Origin of the sequence: Paenibacillus sp. FSL R5-0928, assembly GCF_037970385.1 — a bacterium.
In the GTDB taxonomy this organism is placed as follows: Bacteria; Bacillota; Bacilli; order Paenibacillales; family Paenibacillaceae; genus Paenibacillus_AQ; species Paenibacillus_AQ odorifer.
The window spans coordinates 6,335,678-6,357,139 of the sequence record NZ_CP150225.1; the positions used below are offsets into that span (position 1 = coordinate 6,335,678).

The 21,462-nt window shown below is 41.9% G+C and carries 23 protein-coding genes and 1 other annotated feature; of the genes, 4 read left to right on the top strand and 19 right to left on the bottom strand.

Annotated features, from left to right (window positions below; translation table 11 throughout):
• Positions 1 to 78 precede the first annotated feature (78 nt).
• Positions 79 to 339 (bottom strand) — a binding site (T-box leader).
• A 45-nt stretch (positions 340 to 384) separates the two neighbouring features.
• Positions 385 to 1,941 carry an SAM-dependent methyltransferase gene (locus MKZ16_RS28610; protein WP_076104177.1) on the bottom strand — a complete coding sequence of 519 codons (1,557 nt, stop codon included), beginning with the start codon at positions 1,939 to 1,941 and terminating at the stop codon, positions 385 to 387.
• A 55-nt stretch (positions 1,942 to 1,996) separates the two neighbouring features.
• Positions 1,997 to 2,851 carry a copper amine oxidase N-terminal domain-containing protein gene (locus tag MKZ16_RS28615; protein WP_076099958.1) on the bottom strand — a complete coding sequence of 285 codons (855 nt, stop codon included), beginning with the start codon at positions 2,849 to 2,851 and terminating at the stop codon, positions 1,997 to 1,999.
• Between the two features lie 164 nt (positions 2,852 to 3,015).
• On the opposite strand from MKZ16_RS28615, the gene MKZ16_RS28620 reads away from it, so the two are divergent.
• Positions 3,016 to 4,200: an oxalate decarboxylase family bicupin gene (locus tag MKZ16_RS28620; RefSeq protein WP_076104176.1), complete on the top strand. Its 1,185-nt coding sequence runs from the start codon at positions 3,016 to 3,018 to the stop codon at positions 4,198 to 4,200.
• Positions 4,201 to 4,218: 18 nt separating this feature from the next.
• On the opposite strand, the gene arsC is transcribed toward MKZ16_RS28620, so the two are convergent.
• The 9 genes from arsC to MKZ16_RS28665 form a co-directional block, all read right to left on the bottom strand.
• Positions 4,219 to 4,638, bottom strand: coding sequence for an arsenate reductase (thioredoxin) (gene arsC / locus MKZ16_RS28625; RefSeq protein WP_076104175.1), 420 nt, complete (start codon positions 4,636 to 4,638; stop codon positions 4,219 to 4,221).
• A 21-nt stretch (positions 4,639 to 4,659) separates the two neighbouring features.
• On the bottom strand, positions 4,660 to 5,949 hold the full coding sequence (locus MKZ16_RS28630) for an arsenic transporter (RefSeq protein ID WP_036680316.1): 1,290 nt from the start codon (positions 5,947 to 5,949) through the stop codon (positions 4,660 to 4,662).
• 128 nt (positions 5,950 to 6,077) lie between these two features.
• Positions 6,078 to 6,404: a metalloregulator ArsR/SmtB family transcription factor gene (locus MKZ16_RS28635; protein WP_076099962.1), complete on the bottom strand. Its 327-nt coding sequence runs from the start codon at positions 6,402 to 6,404 to the stop codon at positions 6,078 to 6,080.
• Between the two features lie 81 nt (positions 6,405 to 6,485).
• Complete coding sequence (locus MKZ16_RS28640) at positions 6,486 to 7,031, bottom strand: GNAT family protein (RefSeq protein WP_305953525.1); 546 nt, start codon at positions 7,029 to 7,031, stop codon at positions 6,486 to 6,488.
• 36 nt (positions 7,032 to 7,067) lie between these two features.
• A complete protein-coding gene (locus tag MKZ16_RS28645) occupies positions 7,068 to 8,411 on the bottom strand; it encodes a HAMP domain-containing sensor histidine kinase (protein ID WP_081393342.1) in 1,344 nt (447 codons plus the stop codon).
• Positions 8,412 to 9,080: a response regulator transcription factor gene (locus tag MKZ16_RS28650; RefSeq protein ID WP_038573388.1), complete on the bottom strand. Its 669-nt coding sequence runs from the start codon at positions 9,078 to 9,080 to the stop codon at positions 8,412 to 8,414.
• A 28-nt stretch (positions 9,081 to 9,108) separates the two neighbouring features.
• Positions 9,109 to 11,070 (bottom strand): ABC transporter ATP-binding protein/permease, encoded by a 1,962-nt coding sequence (locus MKZ16_RS28655; RefSeq protein WP_076104174.1) that lies wholly within the window; start codon positions 11,068 to 11,070, stop codon positions 9,109 to 9,111.
• A gap of 207 nt (positions 11,071 to 11,277) precedes the next feature.
• Positions 11,278 to 11,421, bottom strand: coding sequence for a hypothetical protein (locus MKZ16_RS28660; protein ID WP_162636847.1), 144 nt, complete (start codon positions 11,419 to 11,421; stop codon positions 11,278 to 11,280).
• 16 nt (positions 11,422 to 11,437) lie between these two features.
• Positions 11,438 to 11,956 (bottom strand): DinB family protein, encoded by a 519-nt coding sequence (locus MKZ16_RS28665; protein ID WP_038574881.1) that lies wholly within the window; start codon positions 11,954 to 11,956, stop codon positions 11,438 to 11,440.
• Between the two features lie 122 nt (positions 11,957 to 12,078).
• Between MKZ16_RS28665 and MKZ16_RS28670 the strand changes: the two genes are divergently transcribed.
• On the top strand, positions 12,079 to 12,444 hold the full coding sequence (locus MKZ16_RS28670) for a hypothetical protein (RefSeq protein ID WP_076099965.1): 366 nt from the start codon (positions 12,079 to 12,081) through the stop codon (positions 12,442 to 12,444).
• Here the strand turns inward: MKZ16_RS28670 and MKZ16_RS28675 are convergent.
• The 3 genes from MKZ16_RS28675 to MKZ16_RS28685 form a co-directional block, all read right to left on the bottom strand.
• The gene (locus tag MKZ16_RS28675) at positions 12,425 to 13,081 is read right to left on the bottom strand and encodes a response regulator transcription factor (RefSeq protein WP_038573390.1); all 657 of its coding nucleotides are present in this window, start codon (positions 13,079 to 13,081) and stop codon (positions 12,425 to 12,427) included. The two genes, MKZ16_RS28670 and MKZ16_RS28675, sit on opposite strands and share 20 nt — an antisense overlap.
• A complete protein-coding gene (locus MKZ16_RS28680; RefSeq protein ID WP_076099967.1) occupies positions 13,059 to 15,440 on the bottom strand; it encodes an ATP-binding protein in 2,382 nt (793 codons plus the stop codon). The genes MKZ16_RS28675 and MKZ16_RS28680 overlap by 23 nt, the downstream gene beginning before the upstream one ends.
• 137 nt (positions 15,441 to 15,577) lie before the next feature.
• A complete protein-coding gene (locus MKZ16_RS28685) occupies positions 15,578 to 16,378 on the bottom strand; it encodes a CPBP family intramembrane glutamic endopeptidase (protein WP_051491120.1) in 801 nt (266 codons plus the stop codon).
• A 477-nt stretch (positions 16,379 to 16,855) separates the two neighbouring features.
• On the opposite strand from MKZ16_RS28685, the gene MKZ16_RS28690 reads away from it, so the two are divergent.
• Entirely contained in the window at positions 16,856 to 17,068 is a 213-nt protein-coding gene (locus MKZ16_RS28690) for a hypothetical protein (RefSeq protein ID WP_249267771.1), read from the top strand.
• 80 nt (positions 17,069 to 17,148) lie between these two features.
• Here the strand turns inward: MKZ16_RS28690 and MKZ16_RS28695 are convergent, their stop codons facing one another.
• From MKZ16_RS28695 to MKZ16_RS28705, 3 genes are all read right to left on the bottom strand, one after another.
• The gene (locus MKZ16_RS28695; RefSeq protein ID WP_256715445.1) at positions 17,149 to 18,381 is read right to left on the bottom strand and encodes a glycosyl hydrolase family 8; all 1,233 of its coding nucleotides are present in this window, start codon (positions 18,379 to 18,381) and stop codon (positions 17,149 to 17,151) included.
• Positions 18,382 to 18,614: 233 nt separating this feature from the next.
• Positions 18,615 to 19,151: a DUF2812 domain-containing protein gene (locus MKZ16_RS28700; RefSeq protein WP_036681393.1), complete on the bottom strand. Its 537-nt coding sequence runs from the start codon at positions 19,149 to 19,151 to the stop codon at positions 18,615 to 18,617.
• 16 nt (positions 19,152 to 19,167) lie between these two features.
• Positions 19,168 to 19,491 carry a PadR family transcriptional regulator gene (locus MKZ16_RS28705; protein WP_036681391.1) on the bottom strand — a complete coding sequence of 108 codons (324 nt, stop codon included), beginning with the start codon at positions 19,489 to 19,491 and terminating at the stop codon, positions 19,168 to 19,170.
• Between the two features lie 137 nt (positions 19,492 to 19,628).
• Here MKZ16_RS28705 and MKZ16_RS28710 point away from each other — a divergent pair, with 137 nt between their 5' ends.
• Positions 19,629 to 19,799, top strand: a complete 171-nt coding sequence (locus tag MKZ16_RS28710) for a hypothetical protein (protein WP_155288200.1) — start codon at positions 19,629 to 19,631, stop codon at positions 19,797 to 19,799.
• Between the two features lie 85 nt (positions 19,800 to 19,884).
• Here MKZ16_RS28710 and MKZ16_RS28715 read toward each other — a convergent pair whose 3' ends face one another.
• Both MKZ16_RS28715 and MKZ16_RS28720 read right to left on the bottom strand, forming a co-directional pair.
• On the bottom strand, positions 19,885 to 20,928 hold the full coding sequence (locus MKZ16_RS28715; RefSeq protein ID WP_305953526.1) for a globin-coupled sensor protein: 1,044 nt from the start codon (positions 20,926 to 20,928) through the stop codon (positions 19,885 to 19,887).
• Positions 20,929 to 21,103: 175 nt separating this feature from the next.
• Positions 21,104 to 21,433: a four-helix bundle copper-binding protein gene (locus MKZ16_RS28720; protein WP_076099969.1), complete on the bottom strand. Its 330-nt coding sequence runs from the start codon at positions 21,431 to 21,433 to the stop codon at positions 21,104 to 21,106.
• Positions 21,434 to 21,462 lie beyond the last annotated feature (29 nt).

Genomic DNA, 21,462 nt, shown 5'->3' on the forward strand with positions numbered 1-21,462 from the left:
TGTTACCTCCTGTTTATAAGTGATATCCGCCTGCTTAATCTGCAAAATAAAAAGAACCTCACCTCCAAGACTTATGGTCTTGGGGACGAAATTCTCGCGGTACCACCCCAGGTTCATTAATATGTCACCATATTAATCTCATCAAGTACGGCAAAACATTTTACGCAGTGCTTATACTCTAGCTCTATAACAGGAGCTCCCGTCATACCATCCCCTTAGTCCGGTTCCGATATGCCGCTCAGAGGCTTGTTTCGATAAAATCCCCCTTACCCTGTTCTCATCATCCAGGGCTCTCTGTGAAGGAATGATTTCATGTACTCTTCTCGTCATCGCGTTTGATTATTTTGTATAGGATACCAAAAAGATAACCCTATGTAAATGTGCTTATTCCTCGCTCAGCGCCGTTAGAAGCTCCAATACTACTTCATTGTCAGGCTCTGCAGCCAAAGCTCTACGCGCGTATTCCAATGCAGCAGCTTCAGCTCCTAGCTCGTAGTTACAAATTGCCATGCTATAAAGCACTGATGCTAATGGTTCTTCCGTATTGGCATGCATAGAGCGTTCTAAGTAAACCAATGCTTCCGCGAATTTATCCATTTCATACAGCAGTAACCCAGCATCTAGCGACAGGTCATAACTCTGTTCCAACGGATAATAGCCAGTCCACATCAACTGTATTCCTCGCTGTAAATCCAGCATTTCTTCATCACTGGCACTGGGCAGTAGCTCCGAAATCTGTTCAGCACTATGGATAAACCATTCAGCATCATACCCACCCAAACGCCAAAAGGCCAAAATTTGCTGCAGCCCCATCGTATCTAATTGCTGATCCATCCATTCCTTCATACTAAAGAAATCATCGGGACCAAAACGTTCTATAAACCGCTTGTAACCCAGCCGAGTATTTGTATAGCTCAACGGAGTTGGAAGCATAAGAATACAGCCGATGTTCAGGTTTTTATAGTAATGACTGGTGAATATTGAATGCGCCCCTTTTTGTTTCAGCACATGTTCTATCGCATGATAATTCGCAGTCAAAGAGAAGCTTCCGTGATGAATCAGCAATGGAGGTTCTGCAAATTCCCAGTTCTCTAAGCGATGGTCTCCCTTATCCGCTGTAAGCAGCACGAATCCCTCTGTAGAGAGCCGCGCAAGCCGCTCCAGACAAGTGAGCCCCACCACCGGAAAGAGTATATGTGAATCCTCCAGCTTCTGCTGATAAAGCGCTATAACGTCATGATAGGGATAAGTCTCCTCTTCATAACTAGCCGCACGCCGATAATGGTACTGCGGGATGATTTTGCCGAGCGCATCGGAGGGGTTATCCGGATCAACTTCCGCCGAATACTGGATCGAAACCTCACATTCATATATTTTTCCTTCATCCACATAAATTAATTCTTGCGGAATGCTGTCAAAAAAATAATTTGCCACAATCACCAATGGCTGCTGTAAATCACCCGGCCGAATGCTGAGCTTAGCGTGTACTAAATGTAGTTCTACATCCTGCACAGCATCAAAACGTGCGAAGTCCAAAATACCCTGCTTCACGTAAGGAAGTAGGCTCGGGTGCTGCTGCCAGCTGGATATATTTTTGGAAGGCAAATCGCTCATCACATAACGAAAAGGAGGTAGAGGAATATCTGCGTAGTCTACGATTTCACACAACTTTTTAAGCACATGGAACGCTAACCGGCCTGCTCCCGCTCCAAGTTCTAGAATCGTAACGGTCTCTGAGAGATGCCCTTGTCCAGCCCGGTCTTGCAGGAATCCAAAGATCATCTCTGCGTATGCTGTTGCAATCATAGGGTTACTCGTGATGTACTGCGGGACCTGATCATTATTCCAAGCCTTTAATCCCTGCTCTTCATAATATGTTCGTTGCAATTCCCAAATCGGTGCTTCGCTGAAGCGATATTGCTGCTCTTTGTTACCTGTCATCTGTTTCTTTACCCGCTCTCTGTCTAGCTTGTTTGAATAATCTATAGTAATTGCCTTATTGCGCTCTCAATGTGCGTGACCTGAAAATGACGTATTCAGCCTCTGTTGGAATGGAAACGGAAAATGATAATAATGCCGCCTTGGAGGTTGAAGAATCAGGTCCTTTCAACGTTTGATAAAAAGAATTTCCTTTACTGTCCACACTCACCAGCTCTAATTCCGCGTTTCCTTTAGGGATGATGAATCCGGAGGTATTTTGCACGCCTAAGGTTAATCTATATTCTTTCCCGGATTGAGCCTGCGTTAGCATAGTAGGATATAAAGGATACGGATGTGCTGTCGTTTCGAGTGGATAAGGAGCAAGGGCAAGATCTGCCTCAGGCTTCACCCATTCCTCCCCTTTTCTGGCTCCAATGCCAAGGGTTAATTTATTCACATTATTAAATTGCACTTCCCAGCGAAAAGACTTAAGCCCTTCTAAAATAGGGGAAGCCGGAACAAACAGAGTGCCATCCTTTACCTCTGGAGCAACGCCTAATGATTCTACGGTCTCCCCATTAAAATCTGCCTCTAGCTGCCCTGCTTTAATATTTCCTACAGATCGGTCCAACAGTGAAACAGTAACACTCTTGCTCAGAGCGTCATAGAGCAAATCTGCGCCAATCGCATTGGAGAAGGCTCGAATCGGCACCATTAATTTACCTGCTTTGAAATAAGGGGCGAGTTTACCTGGAAAAAGCACGTAATATCCCCCGTATGACAGTGGCATTACCTGTGTCCCTAACTGGACAGCTGCTGACACCGATGTAGGTGTAACCGCAGATCCCGCGGCGAACATAATCACTAAAAGACCTATTACATAAGCTTTTATTTTCCCTAATCGTTGTAAGGACTCCTTGATGTGAATCATCACAAACCCCTCTCCAGTTCATCTAGAACCTTAGCCTCTATTAGTAATAATCAATGATGACCCTACACATGTCAACTTGTACCACTTCTGCTATCCATCATAAAAGACAGCATTCCGCATATATTTTCATTGAACTCTTAAGGAACAAGAAAGGAGAACAGCTTATGACTTCTGCTGGACAGGATTCGGCAAAAAAAACAAACATCCCCCAGCCCATCCGAAGCGATGGCACAGGGGGATTAGATAAAGGCCCCCGCGATGTTATGCGGGATCTTGAGAATCCGGATATGTTCGTTCCTCCGGTGACTGATGCGGGCCTGGTTCCCAATTTGAAATTTTCTTTCTCCGATGCGCATATGCAGCTTAATCATGGTGGCTGGTCCAGAGAAGTAACCGTCAGAGAACTCCCTATCGCAACTACACTGGCAGGTGTGAATATGAGCCTGACCCCCGGTGGAGTACGAGAGCTTCACTGGCATCAGCAAGCGGAATGGTCTTATATGCTGTTAGGCCGCGCTCGGATTACTGCTGTGGACCAGAATGGGCGGAACTTTATAGCAGATGTAGGACCTGGTGATCTATGGTATTTTCCGCCGGGTATTCCTCACTCTATACAAGGTCTTGAAGAAGGCTGTGAATTTCTCCTTGTCTTCGACGACGGAAGCTTCTCTGATCTGAATACCTTGTCTATTTCCGATTGGTTCGCCCATACGCCCAAAGAGGTTCTTTCAGCTAACTTTGGAATACCTGCCGAGACCTTTGACTCCATCCCCACTGAACAGGTTTACATTTATCAGGATCAAGTTCCCGGCTCATTACAAAGACAAAAGGTGCAGTCGCCTTACGGAGAAATTCCACAGAGTTTCAAACATTCGCTATTGGCACAGCCTCCATTGAAGACTCCTGGCGGGAGCGTCAGAATCGTTGATTCCAGCAACTTTCCGATCTCCAAGACCGTGGCTGCTGCACTGGTAGAGATTGAACCTGGAGGAATGAGAGAACTCCACTGGCACCCCAACAACGATGAGTGGCAATATTATCTTACCGGAAAAGGACGGATGACTGTGTTTGCCGGAAACGGTGCGGCACGTACCTTTAATTACAGGGCTGGCGATGTTGGGTATGTTCCTTTTGCATTTGGACATTATATTCAGAACACAGGAGAAGAATCGTTGTGGTTCCTCGAAATGTTCAAAAGTGATCGTTTTGCCGACGTCTCTCTGAACCAATGGATGGCTCTCACTCCCCATGAATTGGTTCAAAGTAATTTGAACGTTGGACCCGAAGTGACCGATGCCTTACGGAAAGTGAAATGGCCAGTGGTGAAATACCCTAAGTTAAAAGAATAGGTTACTTCCTCCCTTTGCTTATTCACCAGTCTCCGCAAAATGTTTGATTCTATCTCCAATCTGGTCACGCACACGCTGGAACACTGCCCACTTCTCTTCATCCGTCCCTTGCGCTTTTGCCGGATCATCGAAGCCCCAGTGTTCCCGTTTGACCTTCGGAGGGGTCATTGGACATTTATCCGCAGCATCTCCACATAAGGTAATGACCAGATCCGCGTTGTTCAGCAGATTAGCATCAATAATATCCGAGGTCTGGCCCGTGATATCTATACCTACTTCGCTCATGGCTTGTACAGCTTTTGGATTTAGACCGTGAGCTTCAATACCGGCACTGTACACGCTCCATCCTTCTCCTAGATATTGCTTAGCCCAGCCTTCAGCCATCTGACTTCTGCAGGAATTCCCTGTACATAAAAAATAAATCGTTCTCTTGTTCATCTTGATCTTCCCCTATTCAAATTAGTTAATTAACAACCACATATAAAGACCTAAAAGCGTAATAAATAACGTTGGAATGGTTAAAATAATACCTGTCTTAAAATACGTTCCCCAAGAAATCTTCACGCCTTTAGCCGAAAGTACATGTAGCCACAGCAGTGTGGCGAGTGAGCCAATCGGAGTGATCTTCGGTCCTAAGTCCGAACCTATAACATTCGCATATATTAAAGCCTCTCTAATGATTCCAGTGGTATGCGTCGCATCAATGGCAAGCGCGTCAATCAGAACGGTAGGCAGATTATTCATCAGCGATGAGATCAATGCAGCTATGAAGCCCATACCCATCGTTGCGGCAAATAAGCCCTGATCAGCAATAGACCCAATCATCTTAGCAAGTAAATCCGTCAGCCCAACATTTCGAAGTCCATATACTACGACATACATTCCAATGGAAAAGAACACAATCGCCCAAGGCGCTCCTGTAATCACTTCTTTCACCTTGACGTAAGGGCTTCTTCTCGCGAGAAGCAGGAACAAAATAGCTATGATCCCCGCAACCACAGATACCGGAATACCCAAAAATTCGCTGACAAAATACCCTACCAAAAGAACAACCAATACAATCCATGACAGCTGGAACATTTTTTTGTCTTTAATCGCCTCATGCGGATCTTTTAGCTGTGAATCGTTAAAGTGCTTGGGAATACTTTTGCGAAAAAAGAAATAGAGCACCACGATGCTCGCCACAAGTGAAAACAGCGTAGGTATAATCATCTTGCCTGCATACTCCATAAACGTAATCCCGAAAAAATCCGCCGATACGATATTGACCAGATTGCTGACCACGAGCGGCAGTGAGGTGGTATCGGCAATAAAACCGCTGGCGATAATAAACGGAAATACTTTTTTCTCATCAAAATGCAGCGCCCTTACCATCGCAAGCACAATAGGCGTAAGAATCAGAGCCGCTCCATCATTCGCAAAAAATGCAGACACTAACGCGCCAAGAACAATGACATACACAAACATTCGTCTGCCATTCCCGCGGGCAGCCCGTGCCATATGTAAAGCAGCCCATTCAAAAAATCCGATTCGATCCAGAATTAAAGAAATCAGAATAATAGCCACAAACGCTAAAGTAGCATTCCACACGATCTGCGTTACATCCAGAACATCATTAAAGCTGACTACCCCAGCTAGCAAAGCTATGATCGCGCCACCGCAGGCTGACCATCCAATCGATAAATTCCGGGGCTGCCAGATTACAAGGATTAAAGTTACTAAAAATATAAGGATAGCTACAATAGCCAAAGTGCCATCCCCCTTTTACTGCCAATCCACATCTTTTTCAACACTCCTATATAAGCATGTGACTTCAATCCAACATCATTATATAACTATATGGTTATATTTAAATCAAAAAAATCCTTACCTGAAATTTAGTCGCAGCATGGCTCTTTAGCCTCTTTATTCAGTTCAGCCAATATCGATTTGGTACTAGGCATCTGTTGAAGAACAGCCTTAAGATGTGGTTTATCCTCGACATTTAACGAATAATGTACCCACTGTCCCCGCTTGCTTTCCCTAACGATTCCTCTACTTTTCAATTTCCGTAAATGCTGGCTAATCGCCGGCTGGGAAATGTCAAAGATATCAACGAATTCACACACGCACCATTCCCGCTCTTTCAGAAGAGAAAGCATTGCCAATCGGGTCTTATCTCCGAATAGCTTCAAGTCTTCAGCAATTTCCGTTATTGTCTGCATTCCTTCTCTCCTCCTTTCGAAAGTATATAAGCTAATACTTATATTCTAGTGAACTTACCAGTGGGAAGCAAGAGTTAATTTTTAGCGGGCTACCGTCCACTCATGCTCCAACATACTGAACATCAAAGAATCCCGCCACCCATCTTTAATAAGTAAAGCATCCCTTAATCTTCCTTCATAGGTCATACCTATCTTGGTGAGCACCTTGGATGATCCACTATTCCTAGGGTCACAGGTCGCGTATATTCGATGTAGTTGCAGTTCTTCAAAACCGAACTTTAACATCCGTTTGGCCGCTGCTGTAGCGACTCCCTGTCCCCAGGCATCAGGATGGACAATATAGCCGATTTCACCGCTTCTGTCCGTATGGCTTCTAATGTTTAATTCAATCATGCCGATCAAATGTTCAGTTCCTACTGCAACTATGGCTTGCGCGAACCGAGTTCTGGGAACTTTTTGAGAGTCTTCTAGTGCTTGGTTCACAAATGAATGAGTTTGATCAGCAGTATTTGGACCCCAAGCTTGAAAACGACACACCCGCTCCTGTGAACAATACGCATGGACATCATTCCAGTCCGTAAACTTCAATTCGCGTAAATAGATAGGACTTCGCTCTAGCATCATCATCCCCCTCAAAGTTTGCCTTAAGCTTCAGCTCATTAACTATTCATAGGGTTGAGAGATAGGGATCGAGACGATAAACTGGGTTCCTACCCCAACCCTGCTCTCCACTTCTATTTTACAATCATGCATTTTTAGAATTTTTAATACAATGGATAATCCAAGTCCATTCCCTTTATGAACGCTGCTCCGCGCTTTATCCACCATATAAAAACGATCAAAAATGCGGGGCAATGCTGCCTCTGGTATGCCTTGACCAGAATCTTTAATAGAAACCTTCACAAACGCTATAGAACGCTCGATTTCGACATGAATGATACCCTCTTGGCTTGTATATTTTATAGCATTATTGATTAGGTTTTGCCAGACTTGATCAAACAAATCTTTATCCACCGTAATTTCGCAGGGCAATAAATCTAATTCTATCTGAATGTTTTTCTGTGCCCATTGGGGTTCCGCCAGAACGATCGCTCTTCTTAACTGTTCATCCAGCTGAAAAGTGGTGAGATTAACCGGATGATGTTCTGAATCCAGCGAGGCTAATCTAAGCAGATTGTCACTTAGGCGGGATAAGCGCAGCGTTTCCTGATAAATAATATCCAGATGCTCTTTTTGCTCTTCTACTGGAACGACACCATCTTGCAGCGCTCTAGTAAACCCTCTAATCGACGTAAGTGGAGACTGCATTTCATGAGAGACATTGCTGACAAAATCATCACGAACTGAATCTATCTTTTGCAGCTCACTAGCCATATGATTAAAGCTTTCCATCAGTTCCCCGAACTCATCTTGATTTTTATGCGTCAATCGTACAGATAAATCGCCTGATGCCATTTTCTTAGCAGCTTCCGTCAGACGTTTGATAGGCTTCACAATGAAACCGGACATCAAGAGAATCAGTAAACTTCCGATGACTAAAACCGTTAGAAGTGTAAAAAATACGTTACGTCTGAATGTGATCAAGCTCGACGAAAAATCAATTTTAATGATGAGCGCAGCTTTCTCCTTATCTACGATGGGAATGCCAACAATAGCAACACCAGACTTATCACTAAGCATCACCGCGTCTGAGGAATCTGGCTTAAATAGAGCGGCAACCTTCTCCTTATCCACTGTAAAATCAGCATCACTCCACTCATTCACTCTCACTTTCGCAATATCGACACCATATTTATTGAGTAGTTTAGTAAATGCCTGTGCTTTTTCCGGATCATCGATTAGGTTAAGCACTTTTGCTACGTCTCCAGCTACTCTAATGAAGATATGGTTTGGGGTCACATTATTTTCGGAAAACCGTACATTTAGCAAAAAAGAGATCATTAAGCTGACGATCACAATCCCAATGAACGTAATGACAATACGCAGACGCAGGCTTTTTTTCAACATTTAGGCCAACTCCAGACGGTATCCAAGTCCTCTTACCGTAGAAATAATTAGCTCGGGAATCGATTCAAGTCTTTCTCTCAGACGTTTGATATGCACATCTACCGTACGCTCGTCGCCTTCATAATCGACACCCCAAATATTTTCTATGAGCTGAGAACGCGTGAATATTTGCCCTGGCGAACCCGCCAGAGCAAATAACAACTCACATTCCTTTTTCTTCAACTCCACCGTTCTCTGAGCCGCAACAACGGTCAAATTCCCCAGATCAATCATCACTGCGCCTAATTGAATCACACTCGAGGAGGTTAAATGATATCTTTTTAATAGTGATTTTACCCGCAGGACCAATTCTATGGGATCAAACGGTTTGACTAAATAATCATCTGATCCGGCATTAAATCCTCTGACTTTGTCCTTAGATTCTCCTCTAGCTGTAACCATCAGAATTGGAATATCGATATAAGATCGGATATCTTCGGTCAATTCAATACCATCTACATTCGGCATCATTACATCTACAATCGCCAAATCGATCTTTGTATGCGCTAGAATGTCTAATGCCTCTTGACCGTCTGCTGCTTCCACTACGGAAAATTGGTTTTTTTCAAGATATAATCGTATTAATCTACGGATATGAGAATCATCATCCGCCACTAGAATCGTGTTCATCTCTCAATTATCCTCTCCGCTAACCTATTTATTCATATCGTAGAGATTCCATTGGATCCAGTTTGGCAGCCTTAGAGGATGGCATCAAACCGGCGATAATACTAATCAGGGTACTCACAACGATCCCAAATAACACATAATAACCGGATAGATTAATAAGTTTCACTCCAAAAGCATTGTCCAAGAAAATATTTAACACATAACTAATGACAATGGCAAAGAGTACCGCAAAGATACCGCTGAATACACCTAATAAAGCTGATTCAGAAAAGAATATACGCTTAATATCTTTTTTCCTTGCGCCAATTGCCCGAAGAATCCCGATTTCCTTAGTCCGTTCCACTACACTGATATATAGCACAACCAATATCATGATCCCTGATACGAGAAGTGAAATCCCGGCAATACCAGAGAGAATTATAGTAGCCATATTCACATAAGTTGTGATTCGCTCCATGATTTTTGCCGATTGAGAACCTGAGAACCCAGCATCAACAGCGGCTGCATTAATATCATTCACATATTTCATATCGGTTGCAAAAGCATTAACTTGAATTGGACCTATTGTAATCCCCTTGTCAGCATACATTTGCTCCAAAGTCTGCGCTGGAAGATAACCCGTGGGTTGCATTTGCGCTCTTGGATCAGTGCTTTCATAAATACCAGAGATAGTCACTTCTTGTTCCAATGTGACCGGTTTATGCTTAGCATCCATTTCATTAATATATAGATGAATCGACTTCCCTACCAAAGACTCTGGACTGTCGTTTCCGCTTAATTTACTTGCCGTTTTCACGGGTAATAATATCTCTTTGTCCTCTGGAAAAGCCCCTGCGGTAATCGTCTCTTTATCAAAAGCATCCGTTAAGGTAGTTAATTGTGTAAGACTAACCGTCTGATCTGCATAAACCATAGTAGATTTGCCCGAAATGGAAGTGATGGTTTCTACATAATCAACATTTGGAATATTTCGAATGGTATCAATATCGGCAGCCGTAAACGTTTCGCCCGGCAACATCATTGCCTCTGGACCTTGCATGCCTTTAGCTTCTTCACTGGGTTTAGTTATATCCACGAGTAAAGGATCCATACTTGAATTAATTTCGTCATTCATATAGTTCGTAATTCCATTCCCTAAGGAAAGCATCAACAGTACGCTTAAAATACCAATAGACCCACCCAAAGCTACCAATACATTACGTTTGGCGTTGAGCTTCATATTCTGCAGAGCCATTTTAAAAGATGCAAATAAACTGAGATTTCGGGATGACCCCTCTCCTCCATCGTAACTAATCAAGGAGCGGTCCTTTAACTGAATATCATCTTTAATCCGTCCTTCTTCAACCTTTACGATACGGGTACCAGAGTCGGCTACTTTCTGTGAGTGGGTCACGGTAATGACCAATATCCCTCTTTTGGCTATGCTGTCCAATAAGGCTAAAATTTGATCGCCGGTATCCTTGTCCAAGGCCCCTGTAGGTTCATCTGCCAAAATAATATCAGGATTATTCGCTAGCGCGCGGGCAATGGACACTCTTTGCTTCTGTCCACCGGACAGCTGATTGGGACGTTTTTTCAGGTGCTCTTTCAAGCCTACCTCAGTCAAAATATCTATAGCACGTTTATTACGATCCTTCTCACTGGTATCCGTCATCTGCATCGCCACTGTAACATTCTCCAAAACTGACAGATGCGGGATCAGATTGAAATTTTGAAAAACGAAGCCAATATTGTTCTTGCGATAATCATCCATTTCCTTTTCGGTCATCGTACTTAAATTCTTTCCGCGAACAAGGACCTCGCCTTCATAATCGGAGTCCATTCCCCCAATGATGTTCATCAGTGTGGACTTTCCGCAGCCAGACTCACCTAGAATAGAGACGAATTCACCTGTATCAAAGCTTAGATTCACATCATGGAGTACTGGCACCTTTTCTTTACCGTACAAAGTATATGATTTCTTTACATGTTTAACTTCTAATATTTTCATTTGTTTCTCTTCCTCTCCTGGTCATGCTCTATATCTCTTTTGATGTTTCATATCCTAACAAATTTGTGTGAACTGATAATGAACTGGATAGCCACATGGAAGAGTCAGAGCTACAGCAGATATTTAGGTTAGGCAATATAAAAAGGCGAATTCACACTCAAAATGAGTGGAACTCGCCTTTTCTATTCGGCTTATTTTCAAAAGAAATTAGTGCATGAGGTAATAAGCTAATCCTCCAACTTGTTTGCCGGCGTAATAAACGATGTCTATAATCACCACTGTTAATACAAATTTCGAGAGCAGCGGATATTTCTTAAATAAAGGCTTTATATTTTTCTCTATGTACTCCATTCGCGCGCCTCCTTTCTTAAGCTAGTGCTCTTTTTCGGATCAGCCTAATCTGGCCTCTATGATTGATTTCATCCTCAAAAACGTGAAACCACATAAAATAGTAGTTCGCAGGTTTGTTATGCCAGAATTCCTCTTCAGTATATAACCAATTATCATCGACGGTTGCGAATAATTCATAAGTCTTTTGTCTAACTTCATTTAGGCGATCTAAATAATAGCTTAGGTCATTCCCCTTAATATTGGCTCGTCCTTCGTCGCCTAAATTTAATGCTGGTCCCCATCTTGTTAGCTCTTCTTCAGACAAATCTCTTTGCTCAAACGTTGCCACTTGATATGCATATTCTACAGCAGCGTAGTGCAATAATAACGCTCCAATAGAGTTACTCTGAGCATCCAATAAATAATCCAGTTGTTCCACAGTTAGACCCTTAACGGCTTCTAATGTTGTATATCTTGCATAGTTCATCATGGATAAAAGTCGGCTGATTTGCGGCGAGTAACCTGGGATATCTGTAATCAAAAATAGTTGGTTCATGTCAATCATATGGATGTTCCTCCTTGATTTTTTCAGAATAATACATCTAAATACCAGAATGGTTCAGAATTATGAATTACAGGTAATGACGATCAAGATGTCAAAGTGAGGTGCTTAACACCATGAATAAAACTAACAAAACTATGTATTGGGTTGTATGGGCCATTGCTCTAATAGGGATTAATTGTTATGCCCTTCCACTAGCGATGTGGTCCACATTTGCTGGAACAGAGGAAGCTAAATGGCTGTGGATAGCGATTGCCGTTGTTATTTATGTTCTATTAAATGTAGGGATCATTCAGATGTATGTTGCGATCAAGCAAGGAAAATACCGATTTTTTCAGATCGGATTGATCGTCGCCGTTATTCAATTTATTGCAATGATGATCTTAGGTGGCCAATTTGAAGGAGACATATTTCTTCTACTGGGAACCCTCGCTGTCTCCATCACTCTTATGATTGTTCAACTTAGAAAGTCTCCATCCTAACAAGACCTAGTCGTTTACCCTCAACAATAGCCTCGGATCTGGAATGTACACTAAGCTTCTCAAAGATTCTCGTCAGGTTATACTCCACAGTCCTTTGTGACATTAAAAGCTTGCTGGCTATGTCTTTATTGCTTTTTCCACTAGCTACTTCTTGGAGTATTTCCTGTTCTCTTTGATTAATGGACACTTCTTCAAGCAGCCGATTATCCCGGTGATTAGAAATCTTGATATCATTTCTTCGTAGCTGTTTAAGTAAAGACACCGGAATGACCGCCTCATTCCTCAGTGCACAACGAATGGTATTTAACAACTGTTCTCGGGAAGCTGTCTTAGAGATAAATCCTGTGACCCCTGACTCCATCAAAAGATTATAATGAGCACTGATCTCATATCCGGTATAAATCACCACTTTAGATTCAGGATCACGTTGAACGGCTCTTTTGGCGAATTCAAGTCCGCTGATCGTAGGCATGTTGAGATCGCATAAGATCACATCAAATTCTTGTTGCTCCAGCCTATCCAAAGCTTCCATCGCTGACAAAACAAAAGTAACCTCCATATCCGCGTCCTGCTCAATCATAGTTTTGGTTCCTTCTCCGACTGAAGGATGATCATCAACCAACAAGATACGTATCATCGTCATCGCCTCCTCTGTGCTTTTCTTCTACAAAAGCCATTGTCGGTAAATAAATAATAACCTCCAGTCCCTTCCCTTTCTCCGAGTTAAAAGTGCATTGCCCCTCTAAGCTCGCAACACGTTCTTTGATGCCGGACAGGCCCATATGCTGAAAAGATTCCCTGATATCAACTATATTCATGCCAATCCCATCATCCTTATATCGGAAATAGAGATGCTCTTGCTGGTCCAGCTCAATTTCAATCTGATTCGCCTTGGCATGTTTCCCGGCATTCCGCAGGAGCTCCTGTACTATTCGATACAACGCAATCACCAGATCATCACTTAGCTCACCAATCGGACTGGATGTAAAGGTGATCATGTAGTTAGACTGCAGCTGGGCATACTCAAACAATAGTTCCAGTGCCTTCACAATTCCGGTCTCTCTTAGCAGCGGCGGACGCAGTTCATTGCAGGTCTCCCTAATCTGATATATCACATCCAGAAGTCCCTCTTTAATCTGAAGCAGCTCTGGCAAAATATCCGCGTCAATATCATGATCGGAGATCAGTGTTTCCAGCCTGCGAAGCCAAATGAGCTGATCCTGAAGAGCAGAATCATGTAAATCCGCCGCCAGCTTTCTGCGTTCTTTCTCTGATAAGTTAAAGATCAGGCGTAGAACCCATGGTGCTGCATGCAGCTCTTTTTTCATCTCTGCTTCAAGGTCTTCAATCAAGCCTTCAATAAGATATAAATTCTCATAGACAATACTCGCATAATTTGCGAGGGTATTTAACCAGTTAAGCTCATCCGAATTAAGCTTTGTATGGTTCTTCTTATGATCAATCCAGAGGAGATGAAATTTTTTTTGGTGACGTCCGATTACGAGTAAGATCCCCTGTTTGAGTTGAACTACTTCTCCTACCTTAAAAACTGGAGATTTCGATACAAATTCTATGTTGATCTCTTGGCCCGAATTGTCGACTATTTGTTCGAGGTTACTCATATCCTCATCTCTCTCAAAAAAAGCAGACCGACTAACCGGTAAAATCTCATTGATTTCCTTGTAAATTGCAGCCTCCAAATCAGACCGCTTCATCACCTTGGAGATTTGCTTCGAGAATCGCTCCAGACTACCTTGATAATGATAAAGCTCACGGAACAGTTTAGGCCGGAAATAATAATCTATTTTCTCCTTAAAGAATAAAAAAATTGTAATAGATAAATATACAACCAAAAACATCTGAATCCATTTGATCCAATCATACTCTTGCCTGCTCTGAATGATCGCAAGTACGGCTACAATCATTAGCGCCGGAAAAAAAGCAATTAATAAATAATATTTAAACCGATTAAAAGCGAAATCAATATCAAATAGTTGCCTAGCCGTCAGCAGATAAAAATAAGTAACTGGCATCAAAAACAAAAAGATCGTAGTAATTTCGTAAGGAATCAAGTTGACCCCAACAGCAATGGGTGCAGCTGAGAAGAGAACAAAAGGTGTAAACGCAAGGATTTGTCCGGTAAGCATAATTTTAAACATCGATTTAAGCGCTGTGCTTCGATAAGTAATGTATAAATGTAGCAGCTTAAATATGCTGTAAAAAATCCCGAAAACAAAGAACCCAATAATAATTAACCTTATAAAGGAATACAAGGATCTATCCCATGAGTAAACCATTAGACTGGAGGTGGAAAATAGGCTTAATAAAATAACCAGGCCGTAGTATATTTTGATTACAGTAGTAGATAAAACTAACACACCAAATCGTTTCAGATATACTTGGAGAAAGTGAATAAAAACCAGTGGAATTAAAGGCAACACGCAACCCATCGCGATTCTACCTATAAGATCAGATCTACTTGAAGCATATCCCGCAAAGTAAGTTATTCCGACTAATAAAAAGAATGAAATCAGCAGCTCTGCTGAGCGCTCCCCGCTTCTCCTGCGGTATAATAGAAGGCTTAACACTGCCAAAAAAACAAATGTCGCTCCAGGGACTACAAGCTGGGTAAACGTATGATATATGGAGGATTTATTCTCAATATCATAATGCAAAGCAAGTGGAGCACCCCCCTTGGAGTTACGAAGAAGGTCAACGGATTGAACCTGAGTTAAGCTTCCATATCTAACAGCTTCGTCCACTTTGTCAATCGGTTTCCCATTAACCCGTAATAAGATATCCCCTTCCCTTAAATTCTGTTTATACCCTTCGCTAAAAACGTCTGCCTCAGCAATATAATATTGCCCTCGTTCATTCTGCTCCAGACCAACGCCAAGCAAGATATTAGAGTGAATGACCCCCACAAAATGAATAATAAGAAAAGCAAAAATGCAAAGTAACCCTGATATGAATAACTGGCGGAGTTTTACTGTCATTTCAAATCCCCCGAACGAACAAAATTATACATATCTCTATTCTTAGTTGGTATTCCCCTACCATTTTATATGAATCACACAGGAAATTATATACTTTTATGCATGATATTCCTTCCCTTCTAAATGTCCGCATTGAATTATAGCTCTATTCTGGCTTTTTGCTGTTTCACTCTGTGGTTTCGATTCAGAATCCATATAGCTGCGCACCCATATAAAATCATTGGAACCCAACCGCTCTCCCCGGCCACATACTCCAACATAGGTGAAGAACTGACAGTAATATTGTGCAAAACACTATCTACAGCATTATTAGTTCCGTGTAAAAGCACTGCCGGCCAAATACTACCGGAGGACAGACGCAGTTCATTTATAATGATGCCCGCAAACATAACAGATAAGGTAAAGAGCACCACCACGAGCCAGCGGCTTCCAGAGGAATGATAAGCACGCGGCCCAAGAATCCCCGGATAATGCCATATAGCCCAGATTAAGCCCATTGTTACACTAGAACTTACTCTTCCCATCCATTGAAAACGCGGGAGCAGCCAGCCCCTCCAACCGATCTCTTCCCCCAAAGCAGATAACGAACCAAGGACAATGTAAACGAGCAAATATATAACAATCTCGATCCATGAATCTGGAGGAATTAAGCTTGAAGTCCATTCCATCCAATAGACAGCATAACCCGCTCCCAGTGAACCTAAGGGAATAACTAAAGCCAATATGTATTCTTTGCCTCCCCTAAATTTGAAGCCCAACCTTCTCCATCCCTCAGCACTGTATCCATCTCTCACAATCAGAAACATCATGATACATACTGCGAAAAAAGGAGTAAACCCATACAGACCCTGTGCCGATTCCGGAAGCAGTAACATCCCTAACGCCATTGCCCATACGATAATAATAAATAGTAGAGATTGTTTCTTGTCTGAGAGCAATATTATCACCTGCCTTTTTTAGATATAAGGAACTACATTTTCCTATTTAATCCAATTGTATATAAACTGGCAGGACGTTTCACCGAAAACAACGTTCGCTAAAACCACAATTCTTTTGCGGTACTGCTTATCTGTATGCCGCAAAGTCTTCAGAAAGGTTGTCCCAAAAATAGGGAAATGGTGTGCGATGTGCAGCGTAAGTGTAAACTAATTAGGGAAATACTCCCTGAAAATAGCCGATATTCGCTCTAAAAGGACAAAATCAGGGAATTCCTCCCTAATAATCAGGGAGATTTCTTTATTAGTTACTGAATCGGCCAAAATTTAGGGAAGTTTTCCCTAATTATATGTCTTATGAACAGAAATCTCTGAATTTCAGGGAGAAATTCCCTAATTGCTGTATAAGTGCTTCGCTTATTGCATCATTTGGAGCATCACTAGGTACGCCCCTTGATTCAATTGGTTATCAAATAAAGGATGCTCCGCCGTACGCCGAATGATGAAACCGCAAAGTGTATTTGGATAACCGAAGAACAAACGAAGATTGCGGGGATCTCGGGGATTCCAGTGATTTCTGCTTTGCGGCACAAAAAAGTGACGTTAGAGATCGGGTGGCTTTCACTTGCCCATAATCTACTGAAGCAAGCTGCAGTTGACCAAAAATGCAGAACAGCGATTCTCCAATATTAGGAGAATCGCTGTTCTGTTTGGCTTTTATGGTTTTGGGCATGAACGTTTTGGGGGCAGCCTTTTTCTACCTAAATATTCTCTTAATAGGTCCACCAGTTGCCAGACATAACGATCATCGAAAACAGCTTGATGCTGTCTTCATAGTAATCTTCTGCAGCACTGCTTGCTGTGTGGCTCCAGAGAGAATTCAACCAGCTTTGGTAAGTTGATGAGGTCATCGCACTGACCCCAAATGGAGCATAGAAGGCACCGCTGTTGTAACTTCCAAATACGGTTCCGTTTAGCTTGTACCCATCTTTTATACTACCAGGTGTACTGCTTACTTTAGTCTTAATCCAGCTATTCATCTTATTAAGCTGCGTAAGCGCCCTGCTGTCTCCAGTAATCAAATAATCTGTTGCGATCCGCCATGGGGTACGACAAGAATTGTAATTGTAATTCCCGTCATTGGCATCTTCAAGGAAATTCGCCGCAGCAGGTTTATACACACCCCCAGAGTAAACTACGAAATCAGGCAAGAGTCCAGTGCTAGAGCTATAACCCGTATAAAGGCTATTTATAATCGTGTACGTTTTATCGATAACATTCGTCCAGCGGGTATCTCCTGTAGCCTGTTGGAATGCTTTTAAATGATTTAGCATGAAATCCGAAGGTCTAGTTGCTGTATTATACGAGCCACTATTCGCCCAGTCACCTAGACGGATCGTCCACTGTGTCTGGTTAATCTCATTGTCCATAATCGCATTGATGATATCTTTTGCAGCTTGTAAATAATTGATCGTACCACTACTTCCCCACTGCTTGTCCGCAAGCAGCAATGAGAAAGCTATATCCATATCTCCATCTGTAGCCGAATCCTCTCCTTCAATGTTTTGAAAGCTGCTATTTTGCTTCCAGGACATCAAATAAGGGTTAATTGTACTTGGATGAGCCTTGTAATAATTATATAAGCCGTCAAAATAAGTCTGAGCATTACTGTCATAACCAGCCATCAAAACTGTGAACAACATCCCGTAACCATGTGCTTCAGATACCGTTTCTCCATCTGAATTATACTTAACGTAATATTTGCCAGTGCCAGCTGGTTTGAGATAGGCCGTTTTCCACGCATCCCATTTGGTCTTCACTGAATTATCCATACTGGTCTGGGTTACATTGTTCGGCTTGATAGATCCACTCGTGTAGGTGGTGTGTTGCGGAAAAGGTTTGTTCACTGCTGCAAACGCGGAACCGGCAGGAAGAATACTAATTATCAAACATACGACAATAAGGCTTCTCCAACTCAACCTAAGCTTTGCATTCTTCTTCATCATTCATTGCCTCCTCTTCAATTGTGGTAATTTGAAAGAAAACAGCAAGCTAATTCGTATTCGTCATCATTGTAATACATAATATGGAATTAATATATAATAAATCCCATTAATAGATCATTAGTACTATATATCTGAGACTTAGATTTGTTCTCACTCCTCAACTAAAAAAGGATGATCCCACAACCAACTTCATTCATGGCTGTGCAAACATCCTTTAGATAAAAATTCATTCGCTATTCTCGTAATTTATTTAATTTAAGTCGATACGCAATGTATGGAAGACCCGGAAAGACCAACATACAAAGTGTGACCACTACTAACACTAGGCTGATATTCCTCACCATCTCAGGTAACCATCCATTAACGCCCAAGATCGCTAGGAAGATAAAAACAATCAAAGCTATAAGCAATGGCAAGGCTGCTTTGCTCATCGTTTTCTTTTCACGTTCATATTTGTCAATGAGGGTCCCAGTGTCTGAGTAGATAGGCGCCGTACCTGCAGCTGCCCGAAAGATATGAAACCCATTTCCGGCAGAACAGACATAGGTCCATCCGGCATCTTCAAAAATCAAATAATACTCCTCATCCACATTCGTGTGATAATCTACACTGTACTCAAAAGTCTGGGGATCTCCCTTTCTTAACTTATAACCAAATGGTGCAAAGCTTTCCAGGAGCCAGCCCCTTTTGGCATACTTACTCAATTTCTGCATATCACCTTTTTCAGTAAAAGCTAAGCCCCCGCTGGTCACATATTTTGTATTCTTCATGCCTATTCCCCACCTTTTATTTGAGAATTTGTTCTGCATGTCTAATCATTTCTTTTCGGCGCTCTACTTCTTTTCTTAGCAATCCAATCCCTTTTTCTGTTGCAATATACGTTTTTCGTTTGTCATCCTCTTCTTCTTTATACAGCTCAATAAATTCAGCCGCTAACAGCTTCTTAATGGTTGTATACATGGAAGCAGGCCCAATTGAAAATTGATTGTTCGTCATCGTTTCGATCGATTTCATAATTAGATATCCGTGTTTGGCTTCGACTAAAGATAAGAGAATATAAAATGCAGTGTCTGTGAGCTCTCCCATTTCCAATGAGTCCGTTCTTGACACTTAATCACCTCCTCATATGTATCATCAAAAGATATATCATTAAATGAACTATATCTTTTAATGATACACTTGTCAACTGCTGGCATAAAATTCAAACTACCTTCTCATACTAGGTGAAGAATATGGAGGTGAATGTCATGCCCAAAAATAGTGCCAATCCCAAAGAAGCTCCAGGTAAACATCAACCAAGTAAGAAAAACAATGCGGAGAATAACAACAATTTCAATGAAGCCGCTCAGATGGTGAACATCGATAAGGCTGCTGATTATGTGCCCAGCTTAAACGGTGTCTCCAAAACTGATGTCTAAGCTAGACCGCTAATAACTTCTTATATTTCAAACAAAAAAACACTCCTCAGAATTTTCTGAAGGAGTGTTTCAATCCGTGGCAGCTTCATTTCAAGCTCTCTAACTCAGCAGTCACTTTTTCAATTAAGTTCACGAAGGAAGCCAGCTCTTGAGAGCTTTTGACTTGATCCTTGGAATACATTGAGTTATGTTCCGATTCTTTTTTCACCTTGGAAAGGGTGGCATTGATATTGTCTAGTTTCTGGTCAATGGTTACCAATGAATCCTTTGAGCGGCGGGCTAGCTTACGAACTTCATTAGCCACAACTTCAAACCCTCTTCCAAACTCCCCAGCTCTGGCGGCTTCGATAGCCGCATTTAAGCCTAAAAGATGCGTATGATCAGCCACTTCTCTAATCATCGTACCCACTTGATGAATAGACTCCACCTCTTTGTCTAAATATAATACCGTTTGATGCGTTTTCTCTTGATAATCAGCATTTTTACTAGCTAAACTTTCTATCGATTCACTGCTATCCTTTAATTGAACCATCAAAGATACCAGCTCCTGAACGGCTGAACTCACTCCTGTAAGCAGGTGATTTTGCTTCTCCAGCAAGTTTTCAATTTTTGCTTTTTCATCCACTTCATAGGCTTCAAGAACGAGCTGTGAATCGAGATTAAACATCTTGGTTAAGGCATGAATAACAGGCTTCCACTCGTTTGGTAATATCCGTTCAAAATAAGCAGTAGCCAGATCCAGATATAATATGTACGTCCCCAAATACCAATTCGTTGTTAATCCAATACGAGAATGGATTTTCCCGATAAGCAAACGTCTTTCAATAAATGCTTCATCGATCACACCAGAGGCCATGGATAAAAAATACCACTGCTGTGTTTCTTTTAATCGATCCAGTGTACTGTGCTGCTCAATGATGTGGAGCAATTCTGGCTCCATCGTCATCTGTTTATACAGTTCCTCAACCAATGAGCTAACGATTAATTTGAATTCTTTCTCCTTGCTTTTTAATAATTCTAAATCAGCTTCAGTAATCCCTATGTAGCTAACTTGCTGGAGTCGTTCTGGACTAAGATTGATCATAACGTTGTTAACATCCCCCTCATTCTGTTTATTTTTCTCAGCCATCCCCTATGGCATCTATATCTCTTGATTATAAAGGTATTATTTCAATAAATTTTAACACTATATTTACCTATATTGCTTAATAATTTTACAAAACCTCACTAGTTGCCCTTAGATTTGGCTTCCTATTCATGAATAAAGGACTGCCGCGGCAGCCCTTTCAGTTTCAAGCTTTAATTTATGCCGCCATTTCACGGCAAACTCTTGCACAAGCAAAACAAGCTTCTGCACATTGCTGGCAATGTTCATGATCATGCTTTTGGCATTCGTTGCCGCAGGCTTCACAAGCTTCTGCACAAGCCAGACAAATTTCTTTTGCATATTTACTGTTCATCGACATCGCATGAGCTGCGAACTCGCATATATCAGCACATTCACGATCCAGGCGAATGCACTCCTTCATCATCCCCACATGATCCTCATCCAAACAAGCTGAGTAACAGTGATTACAAGCTACCATACATTTCAAACACTCTTCAATACACACTTTGTAGTTTTGATGTGCCATAACACATACTCCTCTCGAAATCATAAATT